This window comes from Enterobacter quasihormaechei, assembly GCF_004331385.1.
GTDB classification, from domain to species: domain Bacteria; phylum Pseudomonadota; class Gammaproteobacteria; order Enterobacterales; family Enterobacteriaceae; genus Enterobacter; species Enterobacter quasihormaechei.
Genome location: NZ_SJON01000003.1, coordinates 38,466 through 59,350 on the forward strand (window position 1 = coordinate 38,466; position 20,885 = coordinate 59,350).

The 20,885-nt window shown below is 57.1% G+C and carries 24 protein-coding genes; 17 read left to right on the plus strand and 7 right to left on the minus strand.

Going from position 1 to position 20,885, the window contains the following annotated elements; genetic code table 11:
* Window positions 1-67 precede the first annotated feature (67 nt).
* Entirely contained in the window at window positions 68-406 is a 339-nt protein-coding gene (gene glnB, locus E0L16_RS05340; protein ID WP_003860685.1) for a nitrogen regulatory protein P-II, read from the plus strand.
* Window positions 407-486: 80 nt separating this feature from the next.
* On the opposite strand, the gene hmpA is transcribed toward glnB, so the two are convergent.
* Window positions 487-1,677 carry an NO-inducible flavohemoprotein gene (gene hmpA, locus E0L16_RS05345; RefSeq protein ID WP_063450530.1) on the minus strand — a complete coding sequence of 397 codons (1,191 nt, stop codon included), beginning with the start codon at window positions 1,675-1,677 and terminating at the stop codon, window positions 487-489.
* An 87-nt stretch (window positions 1,678-1,764) separates the two neighbouring features.
* On the opposite strand from hmpA, the gene E0L16_RS21995 reads away from it, so the two are divergent.
* Together E0L16_RS21995 and glyA are read left to right on the plus strand one after the other, a co-directional pair.
* Window positions 1,765-1,995, plus strand: coding sequence for a hypothetical protein (locus tag E0L16_RS21995; protein ID WP_139158016.1), 231 nt, complete (start codon window positions 1,765-1,767; stop codon window positions 1,993-1,995).
* Complete coding sequence (gene glyA, locus E0L16_RS05350) at window positions 1,982-3,235, plus strand: serine hydroxymethyltransferase (RefSeq protein WP_063450529.1); 1,254 nt, start codon at window positions 1,982-1,984, stop codon at window positions 3,233-3,235. Before E0L16_RS21995 ends, glyA begins: the two co-directional genes overlap by 14 nt.
* A gap of 52 nt (window positions 3,236-3,287) precedes the next feature.
* On the opposite strand, the gene E0L16_RS05355 is transcribed toward glyA, so the two are convergent.
* Complete coding sequence (locus E0L16_RS05355; protein WP_131636473.1) at window positions 3,288-3,710, minus strand: DoxX family protein; 423 nt, start codon at window positions 3,708-3,710, stop codon at window positions 3,288-3,290.
* A 172-nt stretch (window positions 3,711-3,882) separates the two neighbouring features.
* Here E0L16_RS05355 and E0L16_RS05360 point away from each other — a divergent pair, with 172 nt between their 5' ends.
* On the plus strand, window positions 3,883-5,022 hold the full coding sequence (locus tag E0L16_RS05360; protein ID WP_131636474.1) for a 3-phenylpropionate MFS transporter: 1,140 nt from the start codon (window positions 3,883-3,885) through the stop codon (window positions 5,020-5,022).
* On the opposite strand, the gene csiE is transcribed toward E0L16_RS05360, so the two are convergent.
* Window positions 5,023-6,300 (minus strand): stationary phase inducible protein CsiE, encoded by a 1,278-nt coding sequence (gene csiE, locus E0L16_RS05365; RefSeq protein ID WP_107535612.1) that lies wholly within the window; start codon window positions 6,298-6,300, stop codon window positions 5,023-5,025.
* A gap of 128 nt (window positions 6,301-6,428) precedes the next feature.
* Here csiE and E0L16_RS05370 point away from each other — a divergent pair, with 128 nt between their 5' ends.
* Window positions 6,429-7,067, plus strand: a complete 639-nt coding sequence (locus E0L16_RS05370; RefSeq protein ID WP_107533530.1) for a DUF1007 family protein — start codon at window positions 6,429-6,431, stop codon at window positions 7,065-7,067.
* Complete coding sequence (locus E0L16_RS05375) at window positions 7,058-8,038, plus strand: nickel/cobalt transporter (protein ID WP_131636475.1); 981 nt, start codon at window positions 7,058-7,060, stop codon at window positions 8,036-8,038. The genes E0L16_RS05370 and E0L16_RS05375 overlap by 10 nt, the downstream gene beginning before the upstream one ends.
* Before the next feature lie 60 nt (window positions 8,039-8,098).
* Here E0L16_RS05375 and suhB read toward each other — a convergent pair whose 3' ends face one another.
* The gene (gene suhB / locus E0L16_RS05380) at window positions 8,099-8,902 is read right to left on the minus strand and encodes an inositol-1-monophosphatase (protein ID WP_003860668.1); all 804 of its coding nucleotides are present in this window, start codon (window positions 8,900-8,902) and stop codon (window positions 8,099-8,101) included.
* 132 nt (window positions 8,903-9,034) lie between these two features.
* Here suhB and trmJ point away from each other — a divergent pair, with 132 nt between their 5' ends.
* The 11 genes from trmJ (at window position 9,035) to sseB (ending at window position 17,785) form a co-directional block, all read left to right on the plus strand.
* Entirely contained in the window at window positions 9,035-9,760 is a 726-nt protein-coding gene (gene trmJ / locus E0L16_RS05385) for a tRNA (cytosine(32)/uridine(32)-2'-O)-methyltransferase TrmJ (protein ID WP_063450562.1), read from the plus strand.
* A 236-nt stretch (window positions 9,761-9,996) separates the two neighbouring features.
* The gene (iscR, locus tag E0L16_RS05390; protein WP_022649018.1) at window positions 9,997-10,488 is read left to right on the plus strand and encodes a Fe-S cluster assembly transcriptional regulator IscR; all 492 of its coding nucleotides are present in this window, start codon (window positions 9,997-9,999) and stop codon (window positions 10,486-10,488) included.
* A gap of 117 nt (window positions 10,489-10,605) precedes the next feature.
* Entirely contained in the window at window positions 10,606-11,820 is a 1,215-nt protein-coding gene (gene iscS, locus E0L16_RS05395; RefSeq protein WP_003860663.1) for a cysteine desulfurase, read from the plus strand.
* A gap of 24 nt (window positions 11,821-11,844) precedes the next feature.
* The gene (iscU, locus tag E0L16_RS05400; RefSeq protein WP_015703172.1) at window positions 11,845-12,231 is read left to right on the plus strand and encodes a Fe-S cluster assembly scaffold IscU; all 387 of its coding nucleotides are present in this window, start codon (window positions 11,845-11,847) and stop codon (window positions 12,229-12,231) included.
* A gap of 13 nt (window positions 12,232-12,244) precedes the next feature.
* Window positions 12,245-12,568 (plus strand): iron-sulfur cluster assembly protein IscA, encoded by a 324-nt coding sequence (gene iscA, locus E0L16_RS05405; protein WP_003860659.1) that lies wholly within the window; start codon window positions 12,245-12,247, stop codon window positions 12,566-12,568.
* 76 nt (window positions 12,569-12,644) lie between these two features.
* Entirely contained in the window at window positions 12,645-13,160 is a 516-nt protein-coding gene (hscB, locus tag E0L16_RS05410; protein ID WP_063867992.1) for a co-chaperone HscB, read from the plus strand.
* A 14-nt stretch (window positions 13,161-13,174) separates the two neighbouring features.
* Window positions 13,175-15,025: a Fe-S protein assembly chaperone HscA gene (hscA, locus tag E0L16_RS05415; RefSeq protein WP_131636476.1), complete on the plus strand. Its 1,851-nt coding sequence runs from the start codon at window positions 13,175-13,177 to the stop codon at window positions 15,023-15,025.
* Between the two features lies 1 nt (window position 15,026).
* On the plus strand, window positions 15,027-15,362 hold the full coding sequence (gene fdx / locus E0L16_RS05420) for an ISC system 2Fe-2S type ferredoxin (protein WP_003860652.1): 336 nt from the start codon (window positions 15,027-15,029) through the stop codon (window positions 15,360-15,362).
* Window position 15,363: 1 nt separating this feature from the next.
* Window positions 15,364-15,564 carry a Fe-S cluster assembly protein IscX gene (gene iscX, locus E0L16_RS05425; protein WP_003860650.1) on the plus strand — a complete coding sequence of 67 codons (201 nt, stop codon included), beginning with the start codon at window positions 15,364-15,366 and terminating at the stop codon, window positions 15,562-15,564.
* 60 nt (window positions 15,565-15,624) lie between these two features.
* On the plus strand, window positions 15,625-16,911 hold the full coding sequence (pepB, locus tag E0L16_RS05430; RefSeq protein ID WP_063867996.1) for an aminopeptidase PepB: 1,287 nt from the start codon (window positions 15,625-15,627) through the stop codon (window positions 16,909-16,911).
* A gap of 97 nt (window positions 16,912-17,008) precedes the next feature.
* Window positions 17,009-17,785 carry an enhanced serine sensitivity protein SseB gene (gene sseB, locus E0L16_RS05435; protein ID WP_131636477.1) on the plus strand — a complete coding sequence of 259 codons (777 nt, stop codon included), beginning with the start codon at window positions 17,009-17,011 and terminating at the stop codon, window positions 17,783-17,785.
* A gap of 17 nt (window positions 17,786-17,802) precedes the next feature.
* Here the strand turns inward: sseB and E0L16_RS05440 are convergent, their stop codons facing one another.
* From E0L16_RS05440 to E0L16_RS05450, 3 genes are all read right to left on the minus strand, one after another.
* Window positions 17,803-18,573 (minus strand): MurR/RpiR family transcriptional regulator, encoded by a 771-nt coding sequence (locus E0L16_RS05440; protein ID WP_063450521.1) that lies wholly within the window; start codon window positions 18,571-18,573, stop codon window positions 17,803-17,805.
* The gene (gene sseA / locus E0L16_RS05445) at window positions 18,573-19,418 is read right to left on the minus strand and encodes a 3-mercaptopyruvate sulfurtransferase (protein WP_131636478.1); all 846 of its coding nucleotides are present in this window, start codon (window positions 19,416-19,418) and stop codon (window positions 18,573-18,575) included. Before sseA ends, E0L16_RS05440 begins: the two co-directional genes overlap by 1 nt.
* A gap of 89 nt (window positions 19,419-19,507) precedes the next feature.
* Window positions 19,508-20,875 carry a 6-phospho-alpha-glucosidase gene (locus tag E0L16_RS05450; protein WP_112791755.1) on the minus strand — a complete coding sequence of 456 codons (1,368 nt, stop codon included), beginning with the start codon at window positions 20,873-20,875 and terminating at the stop codon, window positions 19,508-19,510.
* Window positions 20,876-20,885 lie beyond the last annotated feature (10 nt).

The following is a 20,885-nucleotide window of genomic DNA, read 5'->3' on the forward strand; positions in this document are numbered from 1 at the left end:
GCCTGAATATGATACTGTGAGCAACCGATTACGAGGCAGCTTACAGGCAAGAGTTTAAGGACCGACCATGAAAAAAATTGATGCGATTATTAAACCTTTCAAACTGGATGATGTACGTGAAGCGCTGGCTGAAGTGGGCATCACCGGGATGACCGTAACTGAAGTGAAAGGTTTTGGTCGTCAGAAGGGCCACACCGAGCTGTACCGTGGCGCTGAGTACATGGTGGACTTTCTGCCGAAGGTGAAAATCGAGATCGTGGTGAGCGATGACATCGTCGATACCTGTGTGGATACCATTATCCGCACGGCACAGACCGGCAAAATTGGCGACGGGAAAATCTTCGTCTTTGACGTGGCGCGCGTGATCCGTATCCGTACCGGCGAAGAAGACGACGCGGCAATTTAACACGCTTGCCGGGTGGCGCTGCGCTTACCCGGCCTACAAAATCCTTCGTAGGCCCGTACAAGCGAAGCGCCGCCGGGCGATTACAGCACCTTATGCGGGCCGAAGCATTCGTAATGAATGTTGTCCTTGTCCACACCCAGGTCTACCAGCTGCTTCGCGGCATACTGCATAAACGCCACCGGTCCGCAAACGTAGAACTGCATTCCCGGTGCGTTGAACGCCCCTTCATGCTGCCCTAAATTCATCAGCCCTTCGCTGTCAAAACGTGCCGCTGCGCGGTCGGCTTCCGTTGGTAAACGGTACCAGGTATGCGCGGTAAAGTGCGGCAGACTGGCCGCCAGCGTTTTCACTTCATCCGCAAAGGCGTGGACATCACCGTTTTCGGCCGCGTGGAACCAGTTGACCTGCGCGCTGTGGCTGGATTTTGCCAGCGTATCCAGCATCGCCAGCATTGGCGTTTGACCCACGCCCGCGGAGATCAGCGTCACCGGCGTGCCGGGTTCCACCGCCATAAAGAAGTCACCCGCCGGCGCGGCCAGATGAACGATATCGCCCACGTTAGCGACGTTATGCAGCCAGGTCGATACCTGACCGCCTTCCTCACGTTTAACCGCAATGCGATAGCCTTTGCCGTTTGGCTTGCGGGTCAGGGAGTACTGGCGGATCTCCTGATGCGGGAAGCCTTCCGGCTTCAGCCAGACGCCCAGATACTGCCCAGGCTGATAATCCGCCACCGGCTGGCCGTCAACCGGCTCAAATTCAAAACTGGTGATAAGCGCGCTGCGCGGGGTTTTCTCAACGATACGGAAGGCGCGAGTGCCTTCCCAGCCGCCGTTCTTGCTGGCGTTTTCGCTGTAGATCTGCGCTTCACGGTTGATAAACACGTTTGCCAGTACGCCGTAGGCTTTACCCCACGCGTCCAGCACCTCCTGGCCCGGGCTGAACATTTCGTCCAGCGTGGCCAGCAGATGGCTGCCGACGATGTTGTACTGTTCAGGTTTGATCTGGAAGCTGGTGTGCTTCTGGGCAATTTTTTCCACCGCAGGCAGAAGAGCCGGCAGGTTTTCGATGTTGCTGGCATACGCGGCGATAGCGTTAAACAGCGCTTCACGCTGATCGCCGTTACGCTGGTTGCTCATGTTAAAAATTTCTTTGAGCTCCGGGTTATGCGCGAACATGCGATCGTAGAAATGGGCGGTCAGCTTAGGACCCGTTTCAACCAGCAGGGGAATGGTGGCCTTCACGGTAGCGATGGTTTGAGCGTCGAGCATAGCAGCTTCCTTCTGATGTTACTTTAATAATGTATTTTAAATGCATCTTATAAAAATACCCATGCAATGTAAATGGTTCTTTGCATCGTGAAAAATATGCATCACAAAGCTGAAAAGAAATCCGTTGAAAATGGCGAGAGCTTTATCGCTCAAACCCTTGCGTGGCGTGAAGGTAAACGTTTGCGTAAAATCGTTTGTCAAGACCTGTTATCGCAGAACTATTCAGTTATACTGTTGCCCGTCGTCCAACAGGACTGCCTTTTCAGGCCAAAAATTTACTTGTTAGCTGAGTCAGGAGATGCGGATGTTAAAGCGTGAAATGAACATTGCCGATTATGATGCCGAACTGTGGCAGGCTATGGAGCAGGAAAAAGTACGTCAGGAAGAGCACATCGAACTGATCGCCTCCGAAAACTACACCAGCCCGCGCGTTATGCAGGCGCAGGGCTCTCAGCTGACCAACAAATACGCTGAAGGTTACCCGGGCAAGCGCTACTACGGCGGCTGCGAGTACGTTGATATCGTTGAGCAGCTGGCAATTGACCGTGCGAAAGCACTCTTTGGCGCTGACTACGCAAACGTCCAGCCGCACTCTGGCTCTCAGGCTAACTTCGCTGTTTACACCGCGCTGTTGCAGCCGGGCGATACCGTTCTGGGTATGAACCTGGCACAGGGCGGCCACCTGACTCACGGCTCCCCGGTTAACTTCTCCGGTAAACTGTACAACATCATTCCTTACGGTATTGATGAGTCCGGTAAAATTGACTACGAAGACATGGCGAAGCAGGCTAAAGAGCACAAGCCGAAAATGATCATCGGTGGTTTCTCTGCTTACTCCGGCATCGTTGACTGGGCCAAAATGCGTGAAATCGCAGACAGCATCGGCGCGTACCTGTTTGTCGACATGGCGCACGTTGCTGGCCTGATTGCCGCAGGCGTTTATCCGAACCCGGTTCCACACGCTCACGTTGTGACCACCACCACCCACAAAACCCTGGCGGGTCCACGCGGTGGCCTGATCCTGGCGAAAGGCGGTGACGAAGAGCTGTACAAAAAGCTGAACTCTGCCGTGTTCCCAAGCGCGCAGGGCGGCCCGCTGATGCACGTTATCGCGGCTAAAGCGGTGGCGCTGAAAGAAGCGATGGAGCCAGAGTTTAAGGTTTATCAGCAGCAGGTTGCTAAGAACGCCAAAGCGATGGTGGAAGTGTTCCTGAACCGTGGCTACAAAGTGGTTTCTGGCGGGACGGAAAACCACCTGTTCCTGCTGGACCTGGTTGATAAGAACCTGACCGGTAAAGAAGCTGACGCTGCCCTGGGCCGCGCCAACATCACCGTGAACAAAAACAGCGTGCCAAACGATCCGAAGAGCCCGTTCGTGACTTCCGGTATCCGTATCGGTTCTCCGGCCGTGACGCGTCGCGGCTTTAAAGAAGCGGAAGTGAAAGAGCTGGCGGGCTGGATGTGTGACGTTCTGGACAACATCAATGACGACGCGGTTATCGAGCGCGTTAAGGGTAAAGTTCTGGAAATCTGCGCACGCTTCCCGGTGTACGCTTAATCCTCTGCGTTGCAGAACTGAAAAAGGCCGCTTATGCGGCCTTTTTTGTGGGCTAACGTCGGTCGAGGGAGATGGCCCCCGGCCCTGTAATCGCCAGCAAAATAAAGGCGCCCGCGATACTCACATTTTTGTAGAAGTTAATCATATTGGGCAGGACCGCATCCCCGGTCATATCCCAGTAGTGATGACCAATCACCGCCGTCCCCAGCGTATAGAAGACAAAGATGACCGCGAGAGGGCGGGTGAAAAAGCCAAGCACAATCAGTATCGCGGCGGGAATCTCCATCACGACGGCAATAATGGCCGCCAGCATGGGCATGGGCGCACCGAGAGACGTCATGTACTGAACGGTGCTGCTAAACCCCGTCAGCTTTGGATAACCGAAAATAATAAACAGAACCACGATGGCAATGCGGGCAATTAAAAGCAGGAGCGAACGGGACGAGCCGAAATCAAAATAACGTAAGCTGTTCATGGCAAACGACCTCTTCAGGCGATGTCCTTTAAACGTAATACAGTTTTACCGCTCTCGCCATACGCCGACCGGCTGTGCATGATGTTAATTTTTCGTAAATTTATAGCGCGCTAACGACTTGCTAAAGTACAGGATAAACGCCAGACTATCGCCTCCATTTCGGGAGGGATTCATGGTCTTGCATTCCACGCGCTGGCTGGCGCTCAGCTATTTCACCTATTTCTTTAGCTACGGTATTTTTTTGCCTTTCTGGAGCGTCTGGCTCAAGGGAATTGGTCTGACGCCTGAAACCATCGGTATCCTGCTGGGCGCAGGGCTGGTAGCGCGTTTCCTCGGTAGCCTGCTGATTGCCCCCCGCGTCAGCGATCCCTCCTTACTGATTAAAGCGGTGCGCATTCTGGCCCTGCTGACGCTGGTCTTCGCGGCCTGTTTCTGGGTCAGCCACCAGTTTGCCTGGCTGATGGTGGTGATGGTTGGCTTTAACCTGTTCTTCTCCCCGCTGGTGCCGCTGACGGATGCGCTGGCGAACACCTGGCAAAAGCAGATCACCATGGACTATGGCCGCGTGCGCCTGTGGGGATCGATTGCCTTCGTCATCGGCTCTGCGCTGGTGGGCAAACTGGTCAGCCTCTACGATTACCGCGCGATCCTGGCATTGCTGAGTATCGGGATCGCCTCCATGCTTCTGGGGATGCTGCTGCGCCCGTCGGTAATGCCGCAAGGGGAAAGCCGTCATCAGGAAAGCGCGGGCTGGCCCGCCTGGCGAAGCCTTGTGGCGCAAAGCTGGCGTTTTCTGGCCTGCGTCTGCCTGCTTCAGGGCGCGCATGCGGCCTATTACGGCTTCAGCGCCATCTACTGGCAGGGCGCGGGATATTCCGCCTCCGCCGTCGGCTATTTATGGTCGCTTGGCGTAGTGGCTGAAGTGATTATCTTTGCGCTCAGCAAAAAACTGTTCAGCCGTTTCGGTGCGCGGGATCTGCTGCTGCTTTCCGCCGTCTGCGGCGTGGCGCGCTGGGGCATCATGGGCTGGACGACGGAGCTGCCGTGGCTGATTGTGGCGCAAATTCTGCACTGCGGAACCTTCACCGTGTGCCATCTGGCGGCGATGCGCTACATCGCGGCGCGAGAGGGTGGGGACGTTATTCGTCTCCAGGCGGTCTATTCAGCGGTGGCGATGGGGGGCAGTATCGCCGTGATGACCGTCTTCGCCGGTTTCCTCTATCAGCATCTCGGGCACGGGGTGTTCTGGGTGATGGCGCTGGTGGCCTTACCGGCCATCGTCATCCGCCCGAAGGTGGCTGCTCGCGCGTGACTATGATTCGAGCATAACGCGAATATGTTCCTGCTGCTGCGAGTTCAGGGTCTCAACGGCATGAATGAGCGGCGGCGAGAACAGCGGCAGGGCGGTTGGATAGGGAGTAATGACCAGCGCTGCCTCGCGAGGAGCGCCCTCTTTCTTAAACGCTTCCAGGCTGAGATATCGAATATTGAGCGGCAGCAGCGTCAGTTCGCGAAGCTGCTGCTCAATCAGTTCCTCACAGGCTTTATCTTCCCCCGTTAACAGCACCACCTGTTTTTCATGCAGATCGGTTTCCTGCATCAGCCAGGCACCGAAAATCACCGCCACCAGAGCCCTCTCTTCACCGGAGAATCGCAGGCCAAATTCGGCTTCCAGCTCAGACAGCGCTTCTTTGGTAGTGCGCAGCAGCCGGGGGTAAAGGCGGTGGATCTCTTCCGGCAGGCTGTTGTCGATGCCAATGTCAAATAAGGAGCGGTCCAGCGCCTGAGCCAGATGAACATAAAGCTGATCGGTCAGCCCTTGCTCATCGCTGAAGTTCATGCCGGTTTGCGTCCGGAAACGGGCAATCATACGCACGATGGCGCGACGCAGGCGTTGATCCTGCTGATGTTTATCCAGCACCGGATCGGGTGTGCGGAGCATCATAAATAGCAGCGCCAGAAACAGCTGTTCATCGCCGTGCGTGCCCTGTGGAACGCGCCGTTTCCAGTGGCGAACAATTTCCTGCGCCGTAAAGTACTCCCCTCTCGACTGCGTCCAGCTGCGCTGAACGGGAGAAAACTGTGGCGTATTGCCCAGATGATGCTGAATCAGACAGTATTGCAGATAGAGCTGTAAAAACTGCACGTCGCGGGCCTCAAACTGACGCTGAAGCTTGCGCGAACAAAAGCTGATAAGCGCCCGAAGATTCGCATCGTCATAAAGAGGGCGGGCGATACCGTGCTGTTTAAGCGCGGTTTTTAAGGCCGGGGTAAACTGTTGCGAGACAAAATGCGGACACAACCGGAGCGCCCTGCGCAGCCAGTGTAGCAGGCACAAGCGCTGGTTCAGGGCGGAACCCTCAATTCGGTAGCAGCCATCATGGTGCGTGACGATATCAAGCCGATGATAGCGCTGGATTTCATCGCGCGTCTCGGCTATATCTTGCCGTGCCAGGGCGTCGTCCACGCCGTTGGCAGCGATTATGCTCTGTGCGGTGACGGCAGCATCGGGCAGGTAAAGCATCAAAAGCACCTGGCAGCGGCGCTGCGAACTGGAAAGCACAGATGGAATTTCAAGCGTCGTCATCATCATCTGTCGGGTATCCAGTGTGAATGTTTGATAAGAATAGCTAAAGGATGGGCGCTGAAAAGCGCGCCGGCAGGCCTTTCACTCAGGATTGCTGGCGAACATCACAGAATTTTTGACGTGAGGAACAGATGCAAATAGTTAAACAAAGCGCGGTAGCGTTATTTTTGGCGGTTTTCACTTTCGCCGCCGGCGCCCATCCTCACAGTTTTATCAGCCTGAAAACCGAGCTGGTGACGGACGGCACGCAGCTCAGCGGCCTGAAAATGCGCTGGACGATGGATGAAATCACCTCCGCCGATCTGCTGTACGATGCCGGCAACGCAAAGCCCGGCGACGAGATCTGGAAAAAGCTGGCGGCAGAAGTGATGGCCAACGTGCTGGGTCAGCACTACTTCACCGAGTTCTGGCACAACGGACAAAAGGTGAAGTTTCTTAATCGTCCCACGGAGTACGGCATGACCCGCGACGGTCATCAGGCGGTGCTGACGTTTATCCTTCCGCTGGCGCACCCTCAGCCGCTGGCAGGGCAGAAGTACACGTTCTCTACGTTTGATCCAACCTACTACGTCGATATGCATTACGCCCAGGACAGCGACGTGCAGCTGCCGGAAAATTTGCAAAAAAACTGCAAAATTGCCGTGCACACGCCGACGCCCAGCGAAGAGACGCTGAATTTTGCCGTTTCCCTTGATAAAGAAGATGCGCCCCCAGAAGACATGGAATTAGGAAAACAGTTTGCGCAGGAGGTGACGTTGCAATGTCAGTAATCTCCTCTCCCGTCAGCAAGCCGCGTCGCTGGCTGCACCTCTGGCCTCTGGCGCTCTTTTTACTGTTAGCCATCTGCGGCGCGCTCTGGCTGTGGCAGGCCTGGCCGCAGGTGATAATAAAAAGCATTATCTGGCAGCGTGAAGTCAACCAGCAGATGAGCGGGCTGCTGAAGGCCGTGGCGGAGAACCCGACCAAAGCGGGCGGTTCTCTTCTGGCGTTCAGCTTTATCTATGGCGTGCTGCACGCGCTGGGGCCGGGGCACGGCAAAATCGTCATCACCACCTGGCTTGCCACCCATCCGTCGAAGCTGAAATCAAGCATTGGCCTGACGCTGGCATCCTCTTTACTTCAGGGCGTTGTGGCGATTGCGCTCGTGGTGATAGTCCTTTCGCTGTTGCAACTGCCGGCCCGTCAGCTGCATATGAGCAGCTTCTGGCTGGAGAAGGGGAGTTACGCGCTGGTGGGCGTGCTGGGGCTGATCCTCTGCTGGCGGGCGCTGAAAAAGTTGCGCGCGTTGCTGCAAAAACCGAAATTCAGAGCCTTTACGCCTCATCACGTTCACCATGAAAACTGCGGATGTGGGCATCAGCATCTGCCGACGCAGGCGCAATTACAGAGCGGTGACGACTGGCGCGCGCGGCTGATGATTGTGCTCTCTATGGGGATGCGCCCGTGCTCGGGAGCAATCATGGTGCTGTTGTTCAGCAAAGTGATTGGGGTATTTGGCTGGGGTATGCTCTCGGCGCTGGCGATGGCGGCGGGAACATCTCTGACTATCTCTTCGTTAGCGTTGCTGGTGCACAGCTTCCGTCAGCTCGCGGTAAAACTCAGCGGCAATAAAACGCCGGTGCTGTGGCGACAGGTTGGCTGGACGACGCTTGCGCTGGCGGGCGGGTTGATTCTGCTGGTGGCTGCGGTCACGATGTGGATGAGCGCGGTGCCAGTGGGAAGGGGGCTGCGGCCTTTTTAGCCGTACCTGAGGGATTCGTAGGCCCGGTAAGCGTAGCGCCACCGGGCTTAACATGCTGAATTACCGCTTCAGCGCATCACTCAGTTCATCACGCATGTTTGCCAGCATGGCTTTAACGACGCGCGGGTTACCTGCAACGATGTTGCCGGTAGACATATAGTTATGGCCGCCGGTGAAGTCGCACACGATGGCGCCTGCTTCACGTGCGATCAATTCGCCCGCTGCAAAGTCCCACGGCTTCAGGGACAGCTCGAAGTAACCGTCAACGCGTCCGGTCGCCACGTAGGCCAGATCCAGTGCAGCAGAGCCGGTGCGACGGAAGTCCGCGCATTCGGTGAACAGTTTGCCCAGGATATTCATATAGGTGGTTGCGTGCTGCTTCGCCTTGAACGGGAAGCCGGTCGCCAGAATGGTGCCGTCCAGATCGCGTGCATTGCTGCAACGCAGACGGTAGCCGTTCAGCTGCGCGCCCTGGCCGCGGGTAGCGGTGAACAGTTCGTTACGCATTGGATCGTAGACAACGGCGACTTCAGTACGGCCTTTGATGCGTACTGCGATAGAAACTGAGAAGTGTGGCAGGCGTTTAACGAAGTTGGTTGTGCCATCCAGTGGATCGATAACCCATTGAACATCCTGATCGGTACCTTCATGTTCACCGCTTTCTTCGGTGATGATGGTGTGCTGCGGGTAAGATTTGCGGATCGTTTCGATAATAATCGCTTCTGCGGCTTTATCGACGTTAGTCACGAAATCATTGCTGCCTTTCTGGCTGGTTTCTACGGAGTCTGGAGTTTCGTAGTGTTTGGCAATTACATTACCCGCCTTGCGCGCTGCGCGCACGGCGATGGTCAGCATCGGATGCATCGGTCTCTCTCACTGGATGTTAAAGAACAGGAAAATCGGCGCAGAGTATAGCAGCGGGATCGGATTATGTCTCTCGTTTATGATAATATGCCCGAATATTCTTCAGACACTGAACCCAGACATCTAAAAATTATGCTGCAAAACATTCGAATCGTGCTGGTCGAAACATCGCACACCGGCAACATGGGCTCTGTGGCCCGCGCTATGAAAACCATGGGCTTAACGAACCTGTGGCTGGTTAATCCGCTGGTGAAACCAGACTCTCAGGCTATTGCCCTGGCGGCCGGCGCCAGCGACGTGATCGGTAATGCGCAGATCGTGGACACGCTGGATGAAGCCCTGGCCGGTTGCAGCCTGGTGGTGGGCACCAGTGCGCGCTCCCGTACGCTGCCGTGGCCGATGCTGGACCCGCGCGAATGCGGCCTGAAAAGCGTCTCAGAAGCGGAGCAGGCGCCGGTTGCGCTGGTGTTTGGTCGTGAACGCGTTGGCCTGACCAACGAGGAACTACAGAAGTGCCACTACCACGTGGCGATTGCCGCCAACCCGGAATACAGCTCGCTTAACCTGGCGATGGCGGTGCAGGTAATCGCCTACGAAGTGCGCATGGCATGGCTGGCGACGCAGGAAAAACAGGTCGAACCTAAAGAAGAGACGGCCTACCCGCTGGTGGACGACCTTGAGCGTTTCTACGGCCACCTGGAGCAGACACTGCTCTCTACCGGCTTCATCCGTGAAGGCCACCCGGGCCAGGTAATGAACAAGCTGCGCCGTATGTTTACCCGCGCCCGTCCGGAAAGCCAGGAGCTTAACATCCTGCGCGGGATCCTGGCGTCGATTGAGCAGAAGAATAAAGAGTAGTGCCGTGTGTTCGCCGGGTGGCGCTTCGCTTACCCGGCCTACAAAGCCCGTAGGCCCGTGCAAGCGCAGCGCCGCCGGGCAAAAAATACGGCACAGAAGGTTAAATACCTGACTAAAACAGTCAAGTAAATAGTTGACCAATTTAGTCAGGAATGTCAGACTTGGCCCTGCTATGCAATACCCCCATTTTACAATAAAAAACCCCGGGCAGGGGCGAGTTTGAGGTTAAGTAAGACATGAGACTGACATCTAAAGGGCGTTATGCCGTGACCGCGATGCTGGACGTTGCGCTCAACTCCGAAGCGGGCCCGGTTCCGTTGGCTGATATTTCTGAACGACAAGGGATCTCCCTCTCTTACCTGGAACAGCTGTTCTCCAGACTGCGTAAAAATGGACTGGTGTCCAGCGTTCGTGGCCCGGGCGGCGGTTATCTGCTGGGTAAAGACGCGGGCAGTATTGCGGTTGGCGAAGTGATTAGCGCGGTGGATGAATCCGTTGACGCAACCCGTTGCCAGGGTAAAGGCGGCTGCCAGGGCGGCGATAAATGCCTGACCCACGCGCTGTGGCGCGATCTGAGCGACCGTCTGACCGGCTTCCTGAACAACATCACCCTGGGTGAACTGGTGAATAACCAGGAAGTTCTGGACGTTTCTGGTCGTCAGCACAGTCAGGATTCACAACGCAGCACCCGTTCGCAGGACGCCATCGACGTTAAACTGCGCGCGTAATTAAAAAGATAAGTATTCAGAATCAGGCCGGGGTGGTCACACCCCGCGTACTCGGTCGTACATCCAGCCGGTTGCCTGATTCCTTGCATTGAAGCGATGTACGGAGTTTATAGAGCAATGAAATTACCGATTTATCTCGATTACTCCGCAACCACGCCGGTGGACCCGCGTGTTGCCGAGAAAATGATGCAGTGTCTGACCCTGGACGGAAACTTTGGTAACCCAGCTTCCCGTTCACACCGTTTTGGCTGGCATGCTGAAGAGGCGGTAGATATCGCCCGTAATCAGATTGCTGACCTGGTTGGCGCCGACCCGCGTGAAATTGTTTTCACCTCCGGTGCGACCGAATCCGACAACCTGGCGATCAAAGGTGCAGCCAACTTTTATCAGAAAAAAGGCAAGCACATCATCACCAGCAAAACCGAACACAAAGCCGTGCTGGACACCTGCCGTCAGCTGGAGCGTGAAGGGTTCGAGGTGACTTACCTGGCGCCGCAGAGCAACGGGATCATCGACCTGAAAGAGCTCGAAGCGGCGATGCGTGACGACACCATTCTGGTTTCCATCATGCACGTTAACAACGAAATCGGCGTTGTGCAGGACATCGCGACCATCGGCGAAATGTGCCGTGCGCGCGGCATCATCTACCACGTGGATGCGACCCAGAGCGTGGGCAAACTGCCTATCGACCTGAGCCAGCTGAAGGTGGACCTGATGTCCTTCTCCGGCCACAAAATCTATGGCCCGAAAGGTATCGGCGCGCTGTACGTTCGTCGTAAGCCACGCATCCGCATCGAAGCACAGATGCACGGCGGCGGTCACGAGCGCGGCATGCGTTCCGGTACGCTGCCTGTTCACCAGATCGTGGGCATGGGCGAAGCGTACCGTATCGCGAAAGAAGAGATGGAAACCGAGATGGCACGCCTGCGTACGCTGCGTAACCGTCTGTGGGACGGCGTGAAAGATATGGAAGAAGTGTATCTGAACGGCGATCTCGAGCAGGGCGCGCCAAACATCCTCAACGTCAGCTTCAACTATGTTGAAGGTGAATCGCTGATCATGGCGCTGAAAGACCTGGCCGTTTCTTCCGGCTCTGCCTGTACGTCTGCAAGCCTGGAGCCATCCTACGTGCTGCGCGCGCTGGGCATGACTGACGAGCTGGCACACAGCTCAATCCGTTTCTCTTTAGGTCGTTTCACTACCGAAGAAGAGATTGACTACACCATCAAGCTTGTTCGTAACTCCATTGGCCGTCTGCGCGACCTTTCTCCTCTGTGGGAAATGTTCAAGCAGGGCGTGGATCTGAACAGCATTGAATGGTCACATCACTAATCGGTACATAAGGAGAATTCAATCATGGCATACAGCGAAAAAGTTATCGATCATTACGAGAACCCGCGCAACGTTGGCTCTTTTGACAACAGCGACGACTCTGTCGGCAGCGGCATGGTTGGTGCGCCAGCTTGTGGCGACGTGATGAAGTTGCAGATTAAAGTCAACAATGAAGGTATCATTGAAGACGCGCGCTTCAAGACCTACGGCTGCGGTTCTGCTATCGCCTCCAGCTCCCTGGTCACCGAGTGGGTGAAGGGCAAGTCTCTGGACGAAGCACAGGCAATCAAGAACACGGATATTGCTGAAGAACTCGAACTGCCACCGGTGAAAATTCACTGTTCTATTCTGGCAGAAGACGCGATCAAAGCCGCCATTGCGGATTACAAAAGCAAACGTGAAGCAAAATAATTGAGGTTTGAGTATGTCGATTACCCTTAGCGACAGCGCTGCCGCGCGAGTAAGCTCTTTTCTGGCGAACCGTGGTAAAGGCTTTGGCCTGCGACTGGGCGTACGTACCTCCGGCTGTTCTGGTATGGCTTACGTACTGGAGTTTGTTGACGAGCCGGCGTCTGATGATACCGTGTTTGAAGACAAGGGCGTGAAGGTGGTGGTCGATGGCAAAAGCCTGCAATTTCTCAACGGCACTCAGCTGGACTTCGTAAAAGAAGGCCTGAACGAAGGGTTCAAATTCACGAACCCGAACGTCAAAGACGAGTGTGGTTGCGGCGAAAGCTTCCACGTTTAACCGCGCGTCATCCGAAACCCCACCGTGGCTTTGCTGCGCGTGGGGTTTGTTCTAACAGGCTACCCCTGAGATTGTTATGGATTACTTCACTCTCTTCGGACTACCCGCTCAATACCCGATCGATCTTCAGGCACTGACGATCCGTTTCCAGGATCTACAGCGTCAGTACCATCCGGATAAATTCGCCAGCGGGACGCAGGCAGAGCAACTGGCTGCGGTATCGCACTCCGCAACCATCAATCAGGCCTGGCAAACGCTGCGTCATCCGCTGACGCGTGCCGAATATCTGCTTTCGCTCCACGGCTTCGATCTGGCGAGCGAACAGCATACCGTGCGTGACACCGCCTTTCTGATGGAACAGCTTACGCTTCGCGAAGAGCTGGATGAGATTGAACAGGCCAAAGATGAAGCGCGTCTGGAACGTTTTATCACGCGCGTGAAGGGCATGTTCGATACCCGCCATCAGCAGATGGTGGAGCAACTGAACAACGAGACCTGGGACGTCGCGGCAGACACTGTGCGCAAACTCCGTTTTCTCGATAAACTGCGAAGCAGTGCTGAACAACTCGAAGAAAAGCTGCTCGATTTTTAATTTCGGAAGCAATTATGGCCTTATTACAAATTAGTGAGCCTGGCTTAAGCGCCGCACCTCACCAGCGTCGTCTGGCGGTCGGTATTGACCTGGGCACCACCAATTCCCTCGTGGCGACCGTGCGCAGCGGCCAGGCGGAAACGCTGGCTGACGAGCAGGGCCGCCATCTGCTGCCTTCCGTGGTCCACTATCAGCCGCAGGGGCACGCGGTTGGCTACGACGCCCGCGCCAACGCCGCGCGCGATCCGGCCAACACCATCAGTTCCGTAAAGCGCATGATGGGCCGCTCACTGGCTGATATCCAGACCCGCTACCCGCACCTGCCGTATCAGCTTCAGGCCAGTGAAAACGGCCTGCCGATGATTGCCACTGCGGCCGGCCTGCTGAACCCAATTCGTGTTTCCGCTGACATCCTCAAAGCGCTGGCGGCGCGCGCGACGGCGACGCTCGGCGGCGATCTGGACGGCGTAGTGATCACCGTTCCGGCCTATTTTGACGACGCACAGCGTCAGGGCACCAAAGACGCCGCGCGTCTGGCGGGCCTGCACGTGCTGCGCCTGCTGAACGAACCGACGGCGGCGGCGATTGCCTACGGCCTCGACTCCGGTCAGGAAGGGGTGATTGCGGTCTACGATCTGGGCGGCGGCACCTTTGATATTTCTATCCTGCGCCTGAGCCGCGGCGTGTTCGAAGTGCTGGCGACCGGCGGGGATTCCGCGCTCGGCGGCGATGATTTCGACCATCTGCTGGCGGACTACATCCGCGAGCAGGCGGGCATCAGCGATCGCAGCGATGCGCGCGTTCAGCGCGAACTGCTGGATGCGGCCATCGACGCCAAAATTGCGCTGAGCGATGCGCAGTCGGTCAGCGTAAATGTCGCAGGCTGGCAGGGTGAAATCACCCGCGATCGGTTCAGCGAGCTGATTGCGCCTCTGGTTAAACGCACCCTGCTGGCCTGCCGTCGCGCATTGAAGGATGCGGGCGTGGAGGCTGACGAGGTGCTGGAAGTGGTCATGGTAGGCGGCTCAACGCGCGTGCCGCTGGTGCGCGAGCGCGTGGGCGAATTCTTTGGCCGCACGCCGCTGACCTCCATCGACCCGGATAAAGTGGTTGCCGTCGGCGCCGCTATCCAGGCCGATATTCTGGTTGGCAACAAGCCGGACAGCGAAATGCTGTTGCTGGACGTCATCCCGCTGTCTCTCGGTTTAGAAACCATGGGCGGCCTGGTGGAGAAAGTGATCCCGCGTAATACCACCATTCCGGTGGCGCGCGCGCAGGAGTTCACCACCTTCAAAGACGGCCAGACCGCGATGTCCATCCACGTGATGCAGGGCGAGCGCGAACTGGTGCAGGACTGCCGCTCTCTGGCGCGCTTTGCGCTGCGCGGTATCCCGGCGCTGCCGGCGGGCGGGGCGCATATTCGCGTGACCTTCCAGGTGGACGCCGACGGCCTGCTGAGCGTGACGGCGATGGAAAAATCCACCGGCGTGGAATCGTCCATCCAGGTGAAGCCGTCCTACGGCCTGACCGATGGCGAAATCGCCTCCATGATCCAGGATTCAATGAGCTACGCCGAGCAGGACGTGAAGGCGCGTATGCTGGCTGAACAGAAAGTTGAAGCCGCACGCGTGCTGGAAAGCCTGAACGGGGCGCTCGCTGCCGATGCCGCGCTGTTAAGCGCCGCCGAGCGCCAGGTGATTGACGAGGCTGCCGCGCGCTTACGCGCAGTCGCCGAAGGCAATGACGCTGACGCAATAGAAGAAGCCATTAAAAACGTTGATAAACAAACCCAGGACTTCGCCGCTCGCCGCATGGACAAATCTGTCCGCGTCGCGCTGAAAGGCCAGTCCGTGGACGAGGTTTAATATGCCAAAGATTGTTATTTTGCCTCATGCGGACCTCTGTCCGGATGGTGCTGTTCTGGAAGCGAAGACCGGTGAAACCATTCTCGATGTTGCCCTGCGTGCAGGTATCGAAGTGGAACACGCCTGTGAAAAATCCTGTGCCTGCACCACCTGCCACTGCATCGTGCGTGAAGGTTTCGACTCTCTCGCCGAGAGCACCGAAGACGAAGACGACATGCTGGATAAAGCATGGGGTCTGGAGCCAGACAGCCGCCTGAGCTGCCAGGCCGCGGTGACCGATGAAGATCTGGTCGTGGAGTTCCCGCGCTACACCATCAACCACGCACGCGAGCATTAATATGGGACTGAAGTGGACAGACAGCCGTGAAATCGGCGAAGCGCTCTACGACGCGAACCCGGATCTCGATCCGAAAACCGTACGATTCACCGACATGCACCAGTGGATCTGCGATTTAGAGGATTTCGACGACGATCCTAACGCATCCAATGAAAAAATTCTGGAGGCGATTCTGTTAGTCTGGTTAGATGAAGCAGAATAAATAACAAAACGGGCTGCCTTCAGGCGGCCCGTTTGCTAGTTGCTAATAAGGATAAATAAAATGACCGAAGCGATGAAGATTACGCTCGCCACACAGCCTGCTGACGCGCGCTGGGGCGAAAAAGCCACGTACAGCATCAACAACGACGGTATCACCCTGCACCTGACGGGCAACGATGATTTAGGTCTGATCCAGCGCGCCGCGCGTAAAATTGACGGCCTGGGCATTAAGCATGTGTCGCTGGAAGGTGAAGGCTGGGATACTGACCGCAGCTGGGCGTTCTGGGCGGGATACAAAGGCCCGAAAGGCACCCGTAAAATTGAGTGGGCGAACCTCGACGAAGCTGGTCAGAAAGAGCTGGAAAGCCGCCTGAAAATTATCGACTGGGTGCGCGACACCATTAACGCCCCGGCGGAAGAGCTTGGCCCTGAGCAGCTGGCGCAGCGCGCCGTTGACCTGCTGTCCGGCGTGGCGGGGGATAACATGTCCTACCGCATCACCAAGGGCGAAGATCTGCGCGAGCAGAACTACATGGGCATTCATACCGTGGGCCGTGGTTCTGAGCGTCCTCCGGTCCTGCTGGCGCTGGATTACAACCCAACCGGCAATAAAGAAGCGCCGGTCTTTGCCTGCCTGGTCGGGAAAGGCATTACCTTCGACACCGGCGGCTACAGCCTGAAGCAGAGCGCATTCATGGACTCCATGAAGTCCGACATGGGCGGCGCGGCAACCATCACCGGCGCGCTGGCGTTCGCCATCACACGTGGTCTGAACAAGCGCGTCAAGCTGTACCTGTGCTGCGCGGATAACATGGTGAGCGGTAACGCCTTCAAGCTGGGCGACATCATTCGCTACCGCAACGGTAAAAATGTTGAAGTGATGAACACCGATGCCGAAGGCCGTCTGGTGCTGGCCGATGGCCTGATCGACGCCTCTGCCCAGAAGCCAGAGCTCATTATCGACATGGCGACCCTGACCGGCGCGGCGAAAACGGCCCTGGGTAACGACTACCACGCGCTGTTCAGCTTCGACGACAAGCTGGCCGCTCGCCTGCTGGCAAGCGCCGCGGCGGAAAACGAGCCGTTCTGGCGCCTGCCGCTGGCCGAGTTCCACCGCAGCCAGTTGCCGTCTAACTTTGCCGAGCTGAACAACACCGCGAGCGCGGCGTATCCGGCGGGTGCAAGCACCGCAGCGGGCTTCCTGTCGCACTTCGTTGAGAACTATCATGAAGGCTGGCTGCACATCGACTGCTCTGCAACCTACCGTAAAGCGGCGGTTGAACAGTGGTCTGCGGGTGCGACCGGTCTGGGCGTGCGTACCGTGGCGAACCTGCTGACGGCTGAGTGATCTTTTTTGCCCGGCGGCGCTGCGCTTGCACGGGCCTACGGTTTTGTAGGCCGGGTAAGCGAAGCGCCACCCGGCGTTTTTTTGAAGTAGCGAAACTATGTCAGATACTAAAAACGAATTAGAGACCCTGCTGGAGCAGGCGGCGACCGAGCCCGCTCACCGTCCGGCCTTTTTCCGCACGCTGCTGGAATCTACCGTCTGGGTGCCGGGAACGGCGGCAGAAGGGGAGCAGGTAGTGGAAGACAGCGCGCTGGATCTGCTGCACTGGGAGAAAGATGACGGCACCTCGGTGATCCCGTTCTTTACCTCACTGGAAGCCTTGCAGGAAGCGGTAGAAGACGAACAGGCGTTCGTGGTGATGCCGGTGCGCACGCTGTTCGAAATGACGCTGGGGCAGACGCTTTTCCTCAACGCCAAACTGCCAACAGGGAAAGAGTTCACCCCGCGCGAAATCAGCCACCTGATTGGTGAGGAGGGCAACCCGCTTAGCACCCAGGAGGTGCTGGAAGGGGGAGAAACGCTGCTGCTCTCTGAAGTGGCCGAGCCGCCCGCGCAGATGATTGACTCCCTGACCACGCTGTTTAGTACCATCAAGCCGGTGAAACGCGCTTTCCTCTGCTCCATCAAAGAGGGGGCTGATGAACAGCCCGTGCTGCTGATTGGTATTGAAGCGGACGGCGATATTGAGGAGATCATTCAGGCGGCGGGAAGCGTAGCGACCGACACGCTGCCGGGCGATGAGCCGATCGATATCTGTCAGGTGAAGAAGGGCGAGAAGGGGATCAGCCACTTTATTACCGAGCACATCACCCCGTTTTACGAGCGTCGCTGGGGCGGCTTCCTGCGCGATCTTAAAACCAACCGCATTATTTAATTACGGCGGGGTGAGCCTCACCCCGTTGCCTCCAGCAGCAGTAAATCCATCAGCAGCACCAGATTCGACTCAAACGACGTCACGCCCGCGGCTTCGGCAGCGAAGTGCACCGCCTCGTCATACAGCGCGAAATGCAGATCCGCCATGCCCGCCAGCGTATTGGCGGAGGCTCGGGTAAAGGCGACGACCGTCATGCCGACGTTTTTGGCTATCCGCGCTTTATCCAGTACCTGCTCCGTTTCGCCGCTGCGGGAGACGGCAATAAACACCTGATAACGCGCGGCGTTACTGAGAAAAATATTCCGGCTGTCCCCCGGCCCGGAGATGAACGCCGTTTTGCCCAGCACCTGCAACTTCTTGGTCAGGTACTCGGCAAAAAGATACGAAAACCCGGCGCCGTAAAGAAAGAAGCTCTCTTTCTGGCGCAGCAGGCTGGCAAACTGCTGGCGTTTGGCCTGGGTGACCCACTGAAAGGTGTGCTGATAGTTGGCAATAAACTGAGCGAACAGCGCCGGTAATTCCGCATGCTGCTCAGGCTGCACGGTGATGTGCGGCGTGTCTGAAAGCAGCTGCTTGCAGTGCCAGATAAACTCGCTAAAGCCGCTGAATCCGAGCTTCTGACACAGGCGCATAATCGTCGCGGTGGAGACAAATGTCGCCAGCGCCAGCTCGCGCACCGTGATGTTGCCCACCAGCAGCGGATGCTCCGTGAGGTGGGCGAGGACGCGATACTCCGCGCGGGTCAGCGAGGACCCGCGCGTTAACAGCGTTGCCAGGCGGTTATCCATTATTTCGCCGGTTCAACCGGCAGATCGTCCCGCGCGCCCCATTCGCTCCAGGCGCCGTCATACAGCGTCACGTCATTCGCGCCAAGAGTTGCCAGCGCCAGAATCACCACGCAGGCCGTCACGCCGGAGCCGCAGCTGGAAATAATCGGACGATGCAGATCCACGCCCTGACGTTCAAAAATGGCACGCAGTTCATCGGTGGTTTTAAGCTCGCCTTCAAACACCAGATCACCCCAGGGCACGTTCAGCGCACCCGGAATATGGCCTCGCCTCAGCCCGGGACGTGGTTCATCCGCTTCAGCGTTAAAGCGGGGTGCTGGGCGCGCATCGACGATTTGCGCCGTCTTTTCGTGGCTGACGACCAGCACGTCGGTCAGACGCTTCACCACGTGTGGGTCAAACGACGCGTCGAAATCGCCTTCCGGCAGCGTGACGTCACCCTGCTGGAGCGGCAGCTCATCGCGTTTCCAGCCCGCAAGCCCACCTGCCAGAATCGACACTTTTTCCACGCCGAAGTTTTTCAGCATCCACCACGCGCGCGGCGCGGAGAACAGATTGCCTTCATCGTAAACAACAAGATGTTTGTCTTTGCTGATGCCCAGCTCGCGCATCGCCACGGAAAACGCTTCCGGACGCGGCAGCATGTGCGGCAGGGGAGAGGTGTGATCGGAAAGCGCTTCGATATCAAAAAATACCGCGCCTGGCAGATGCCCTGCGCGGTATTCACCGGGAACGTCACGATGCTCTTGCCCCGGAGGGGCCATGCGCGCATCAATAATCTGAACTTCCGGGTCGTCACCGTGCTCAATCAGCCAGTCGGCAGCGACAAAATATGAGGTGGACATGGTTGCCTCCATTCTTTTCCGTAAAAAAGGATTGTCGGTGTTTTTTCTGACACCGACAAGCTAACCACGTTCAACTCGCGAGCAAGCCCCTATTTTTTCACCGCTTCGCCGTCCTGCCAGGCCTTTTGCAGTGCAGGCCAGTAGTCGCGGTTGGCTTCGATCATCTCATCCAGGATCGCTTTCGCGTGTTCCATGGTCGGCACGGTGCGGTTCAGGGTGAACGCCTGAAGTGCTTTCTCATAGCTGCCTTCGATGGTCGCCTCAACCAGCAGCTGTTCAGAGGCCAGCTGCTGCTGTAAAAGCGTCTGGTGGAACAGCGGCACCCGACCCACGCGGACGGGCTCTGGTCCTTCGGAGGTAATATAGGCAGGCACTTCCACCACCGCATCATAAGGCAGGTTGGTAATCGCCCCGCGGTTTTCCACCATCACCAGATGACGCTGGCGCAGGTTGAACGCCAGCGAGCAGGCGACATCGACGATAAACTCACCGTGGACACCTACGTGGAAGGCATCCGGTAAAATTCCGGTGCGCTGGTACTCTTCGGCGGCGGCGAACAGCTTTTTCTCACGCCCGTTCATCACTTCATTGGCCCGGGTATAGTCGGGGTTCTGATGCTCCACAATCTGGTTCGGCATCAGGTAGTACTGTAGATACGGGTTCGGCAGATACTCCGGGAAGTTATCCATAATCGGCTTGATGTTGCGCCAGGTTTTCACCCACGACGGATCCGAGTGCTGCGGGTCGGTTTTTGCAGCATCTTCCGTCAGCAGGCCAAACTTCGCGATATGTTTACGCAGCTCCGGTAATTTGTCCTCGCCGTCCACCAGCACACGGGTAAACCAGCCGAAGTGGTTGAGACCAAAATAGTCCACCTCCAGCCTGCGACGATCCACGCCCAGTATGGCCCCCATATTACGCATCGCCGCGACCGGCATATCGCAGATGTTCAGCACCCGTGCGTTGGGGCGCAGGCGACGCACGCCTTCCGCAACAATCGCCGCCGGGTTGGAGTAGTTCACGATCCACGCTTTCTCGTGTGCGTAGCGTTCCACTCGATCGATAAGCTCGACCATCGGCAGGATCGTGCGCAGGCCATACGCCAGACCTCCTGGGCCGCAGGTTTCCTGGCCGACCACGCCGTGGCGCAGCGGAATTTTTTCATCCTGCTCGCGCATTTTGTACTGCCCGACGCGCATCTGGGCAAAAACAAAGTGCGCGCCGCTGAAGGCCACTTCCGGGTCGCTGGTGACGGTGAATTTGATGCTCTGGCTGTGGTCGCGAATGACCTTCTCCACCACGGGCGCAATGGTCTTCTGACGCGCCTCGTCGATGTCGTACAGGCGGATCTCTGCCAGAGGGAAATCATCCAGGCGTACCATCAGGCTTTTCACAATACCCGGCGTATAGGTGCTGCCGCCGCCGGCAATCGACAGAATAAAGGGGGGTGTAAACATTTTTAGCTCC

Bases quoted from the DNA above. Each gene is read 5' to 3' on its own strand.
- glnB (WP_003860685.1), top strand. From the start codon at position 68: ATGAAAAAAATTGATGCGATTATTAAACCTTTCAAACTGGATGATGTA.
- hmpA (WP_063450530.1), bottom strand. From the start codon at position 1,677: ATGCTCGACGCTCAAACCATCGCTACCGTGAAGGCCACCATTCCCCTG.
- glyA (WP_063450529.1), top strand. From the start codon at position 1,982: ATGTTAAAGCGTGAAATGAACATTGCCGATTATGATGCCGAACTGTGG.
- E0L16_RS05355 (WP_131636473.1), bottom strand. From the start codon at position 3,710: ATGAACAGCTTACGTTATTTTGATTTCGGCTCGTCCCGTTCGCTCCTG.
- E0L16_RS05360 (WP_131636474.1), top strand. From the start codon at position 3,883: ATGGTCTTGCATTCCACGCGCTGGCTGGCGCTCAGCTATTTCACCTAT.
- csiE (WP_107535612.1), bottom strand. From the start codon at position 6,300: ATGATGACGACGCTTGAAATTCCATCTGTGCTTTCCAGTTCGCAGCGC.
- E0L16_RS05370 (WP_107533530.1), top strand. From the start codon at position 6,429: ATGCAAATAGTTAAACAAAGCGCGGTAGCGTTATTTTTGGCGGTTTTC.
- E0L16_RS05375 (WP_131636475.1), top strand. From the start codon at position 7,058: ATGTCAGTAATCTCCTCTCCCGTCAGCAAGCCGCGTCGCTGGCTGCAC.
- suhB (WP_003860668.1), bottom strand. From the start codon at position 8,902: ATGCATCCGATGCTGACCATCGCCGTGCGCGCAGCGCGCAAGGCGGGT.
- trmJ (WP_063450562.1), top strand. From the start codon at position 9,035: ATGCTGCAAAACATTCGAATCGTGCTGGTCGAAACATCGCACACCGGC.
- iscR (WP_022649018.1), top strand. From the start codon at position 9,997: ATGAGACTGACATCTAAAGGGCGTTATGCCGTGACCGCGATGCTGGAC.
- iscS (WP_003860663.1), top strand. From the start codon at position 10,606: ATGAAATTACCGATTTATCTCGATTACTCCGCAACCACGCCGGTGGAC.
- iscU (WP_015703172.1), top strand. From the start codon at position 11,845: ATGGCATACAGCGAAAAAGTTATCGATCATTACGAGAACCCGCGCAAC.
- iscA (WP_003860659.1), top strand. From the start codon at position 12,245: ATGTCGATTACCCTTAGCGACAGCGCTGCCGCGCGAGTAAGCTCTTTT.
- hscB (WP_063867992.1), top strand. From the start codon at position 12,645: ATGGATTACTTCACTCTCTTCGGACTACCCGCTCAATACCCGATCGAT.
- hscA (WP_131636476.1), top strand. From the start codon at position 13,175: ATGGCCTTATTACAAATTAGTGAGCCTGGCTTAAGCGCCGCACCTCAC.
- fdx (WP_003860652.1), top strand. From the start codon at position 15,027: ATGCCAAAGATTGTTATTTTGCCTCATGCGGACCTCTGTCCGGATGGT.
- iscX (WP_003860650.1), top strand. From the start codon at position 15,364: ATGGGACTGAAGTGGACAGACAGCCGTGAAATCGGCGAAGCGCTCTAC.
- pepB (WP_063867996.1), top strand. From the start codon at position 15,625: ATGACCGAAGCGATGAAGATTACGCTCGCCACACAGCCTGCTGACGCG.
- sseB (WP_131636477.1), top strand. From the start codon at position 17,009: ATGTCAGATACTAAAAACGAATTAGAGACCCTGCTGGAGCAGGCGGCG.
- E0L16_RS05440 (WP_063450521.1), bottom strand. From the start codon at position 18,573: ATGGATAACCGCCTGGCAACGCTGTTAACGCGCGGGTCCTCGCTGACC.
- sseA (WP_131636478.1), bottom strand. From the start codon at position 19,418: ATGTCCACCTCATATTTTGTCGCTGCCGACTGGCTGATTGAGCACGGT.
- E0L16_RS05450 (WP_112791755.1), bottom strand. From the start codon at position 20,875: ATGTTTACACCCCCCTTTATTCTGTCGATTGCCGGCGGCGGCAGCACC.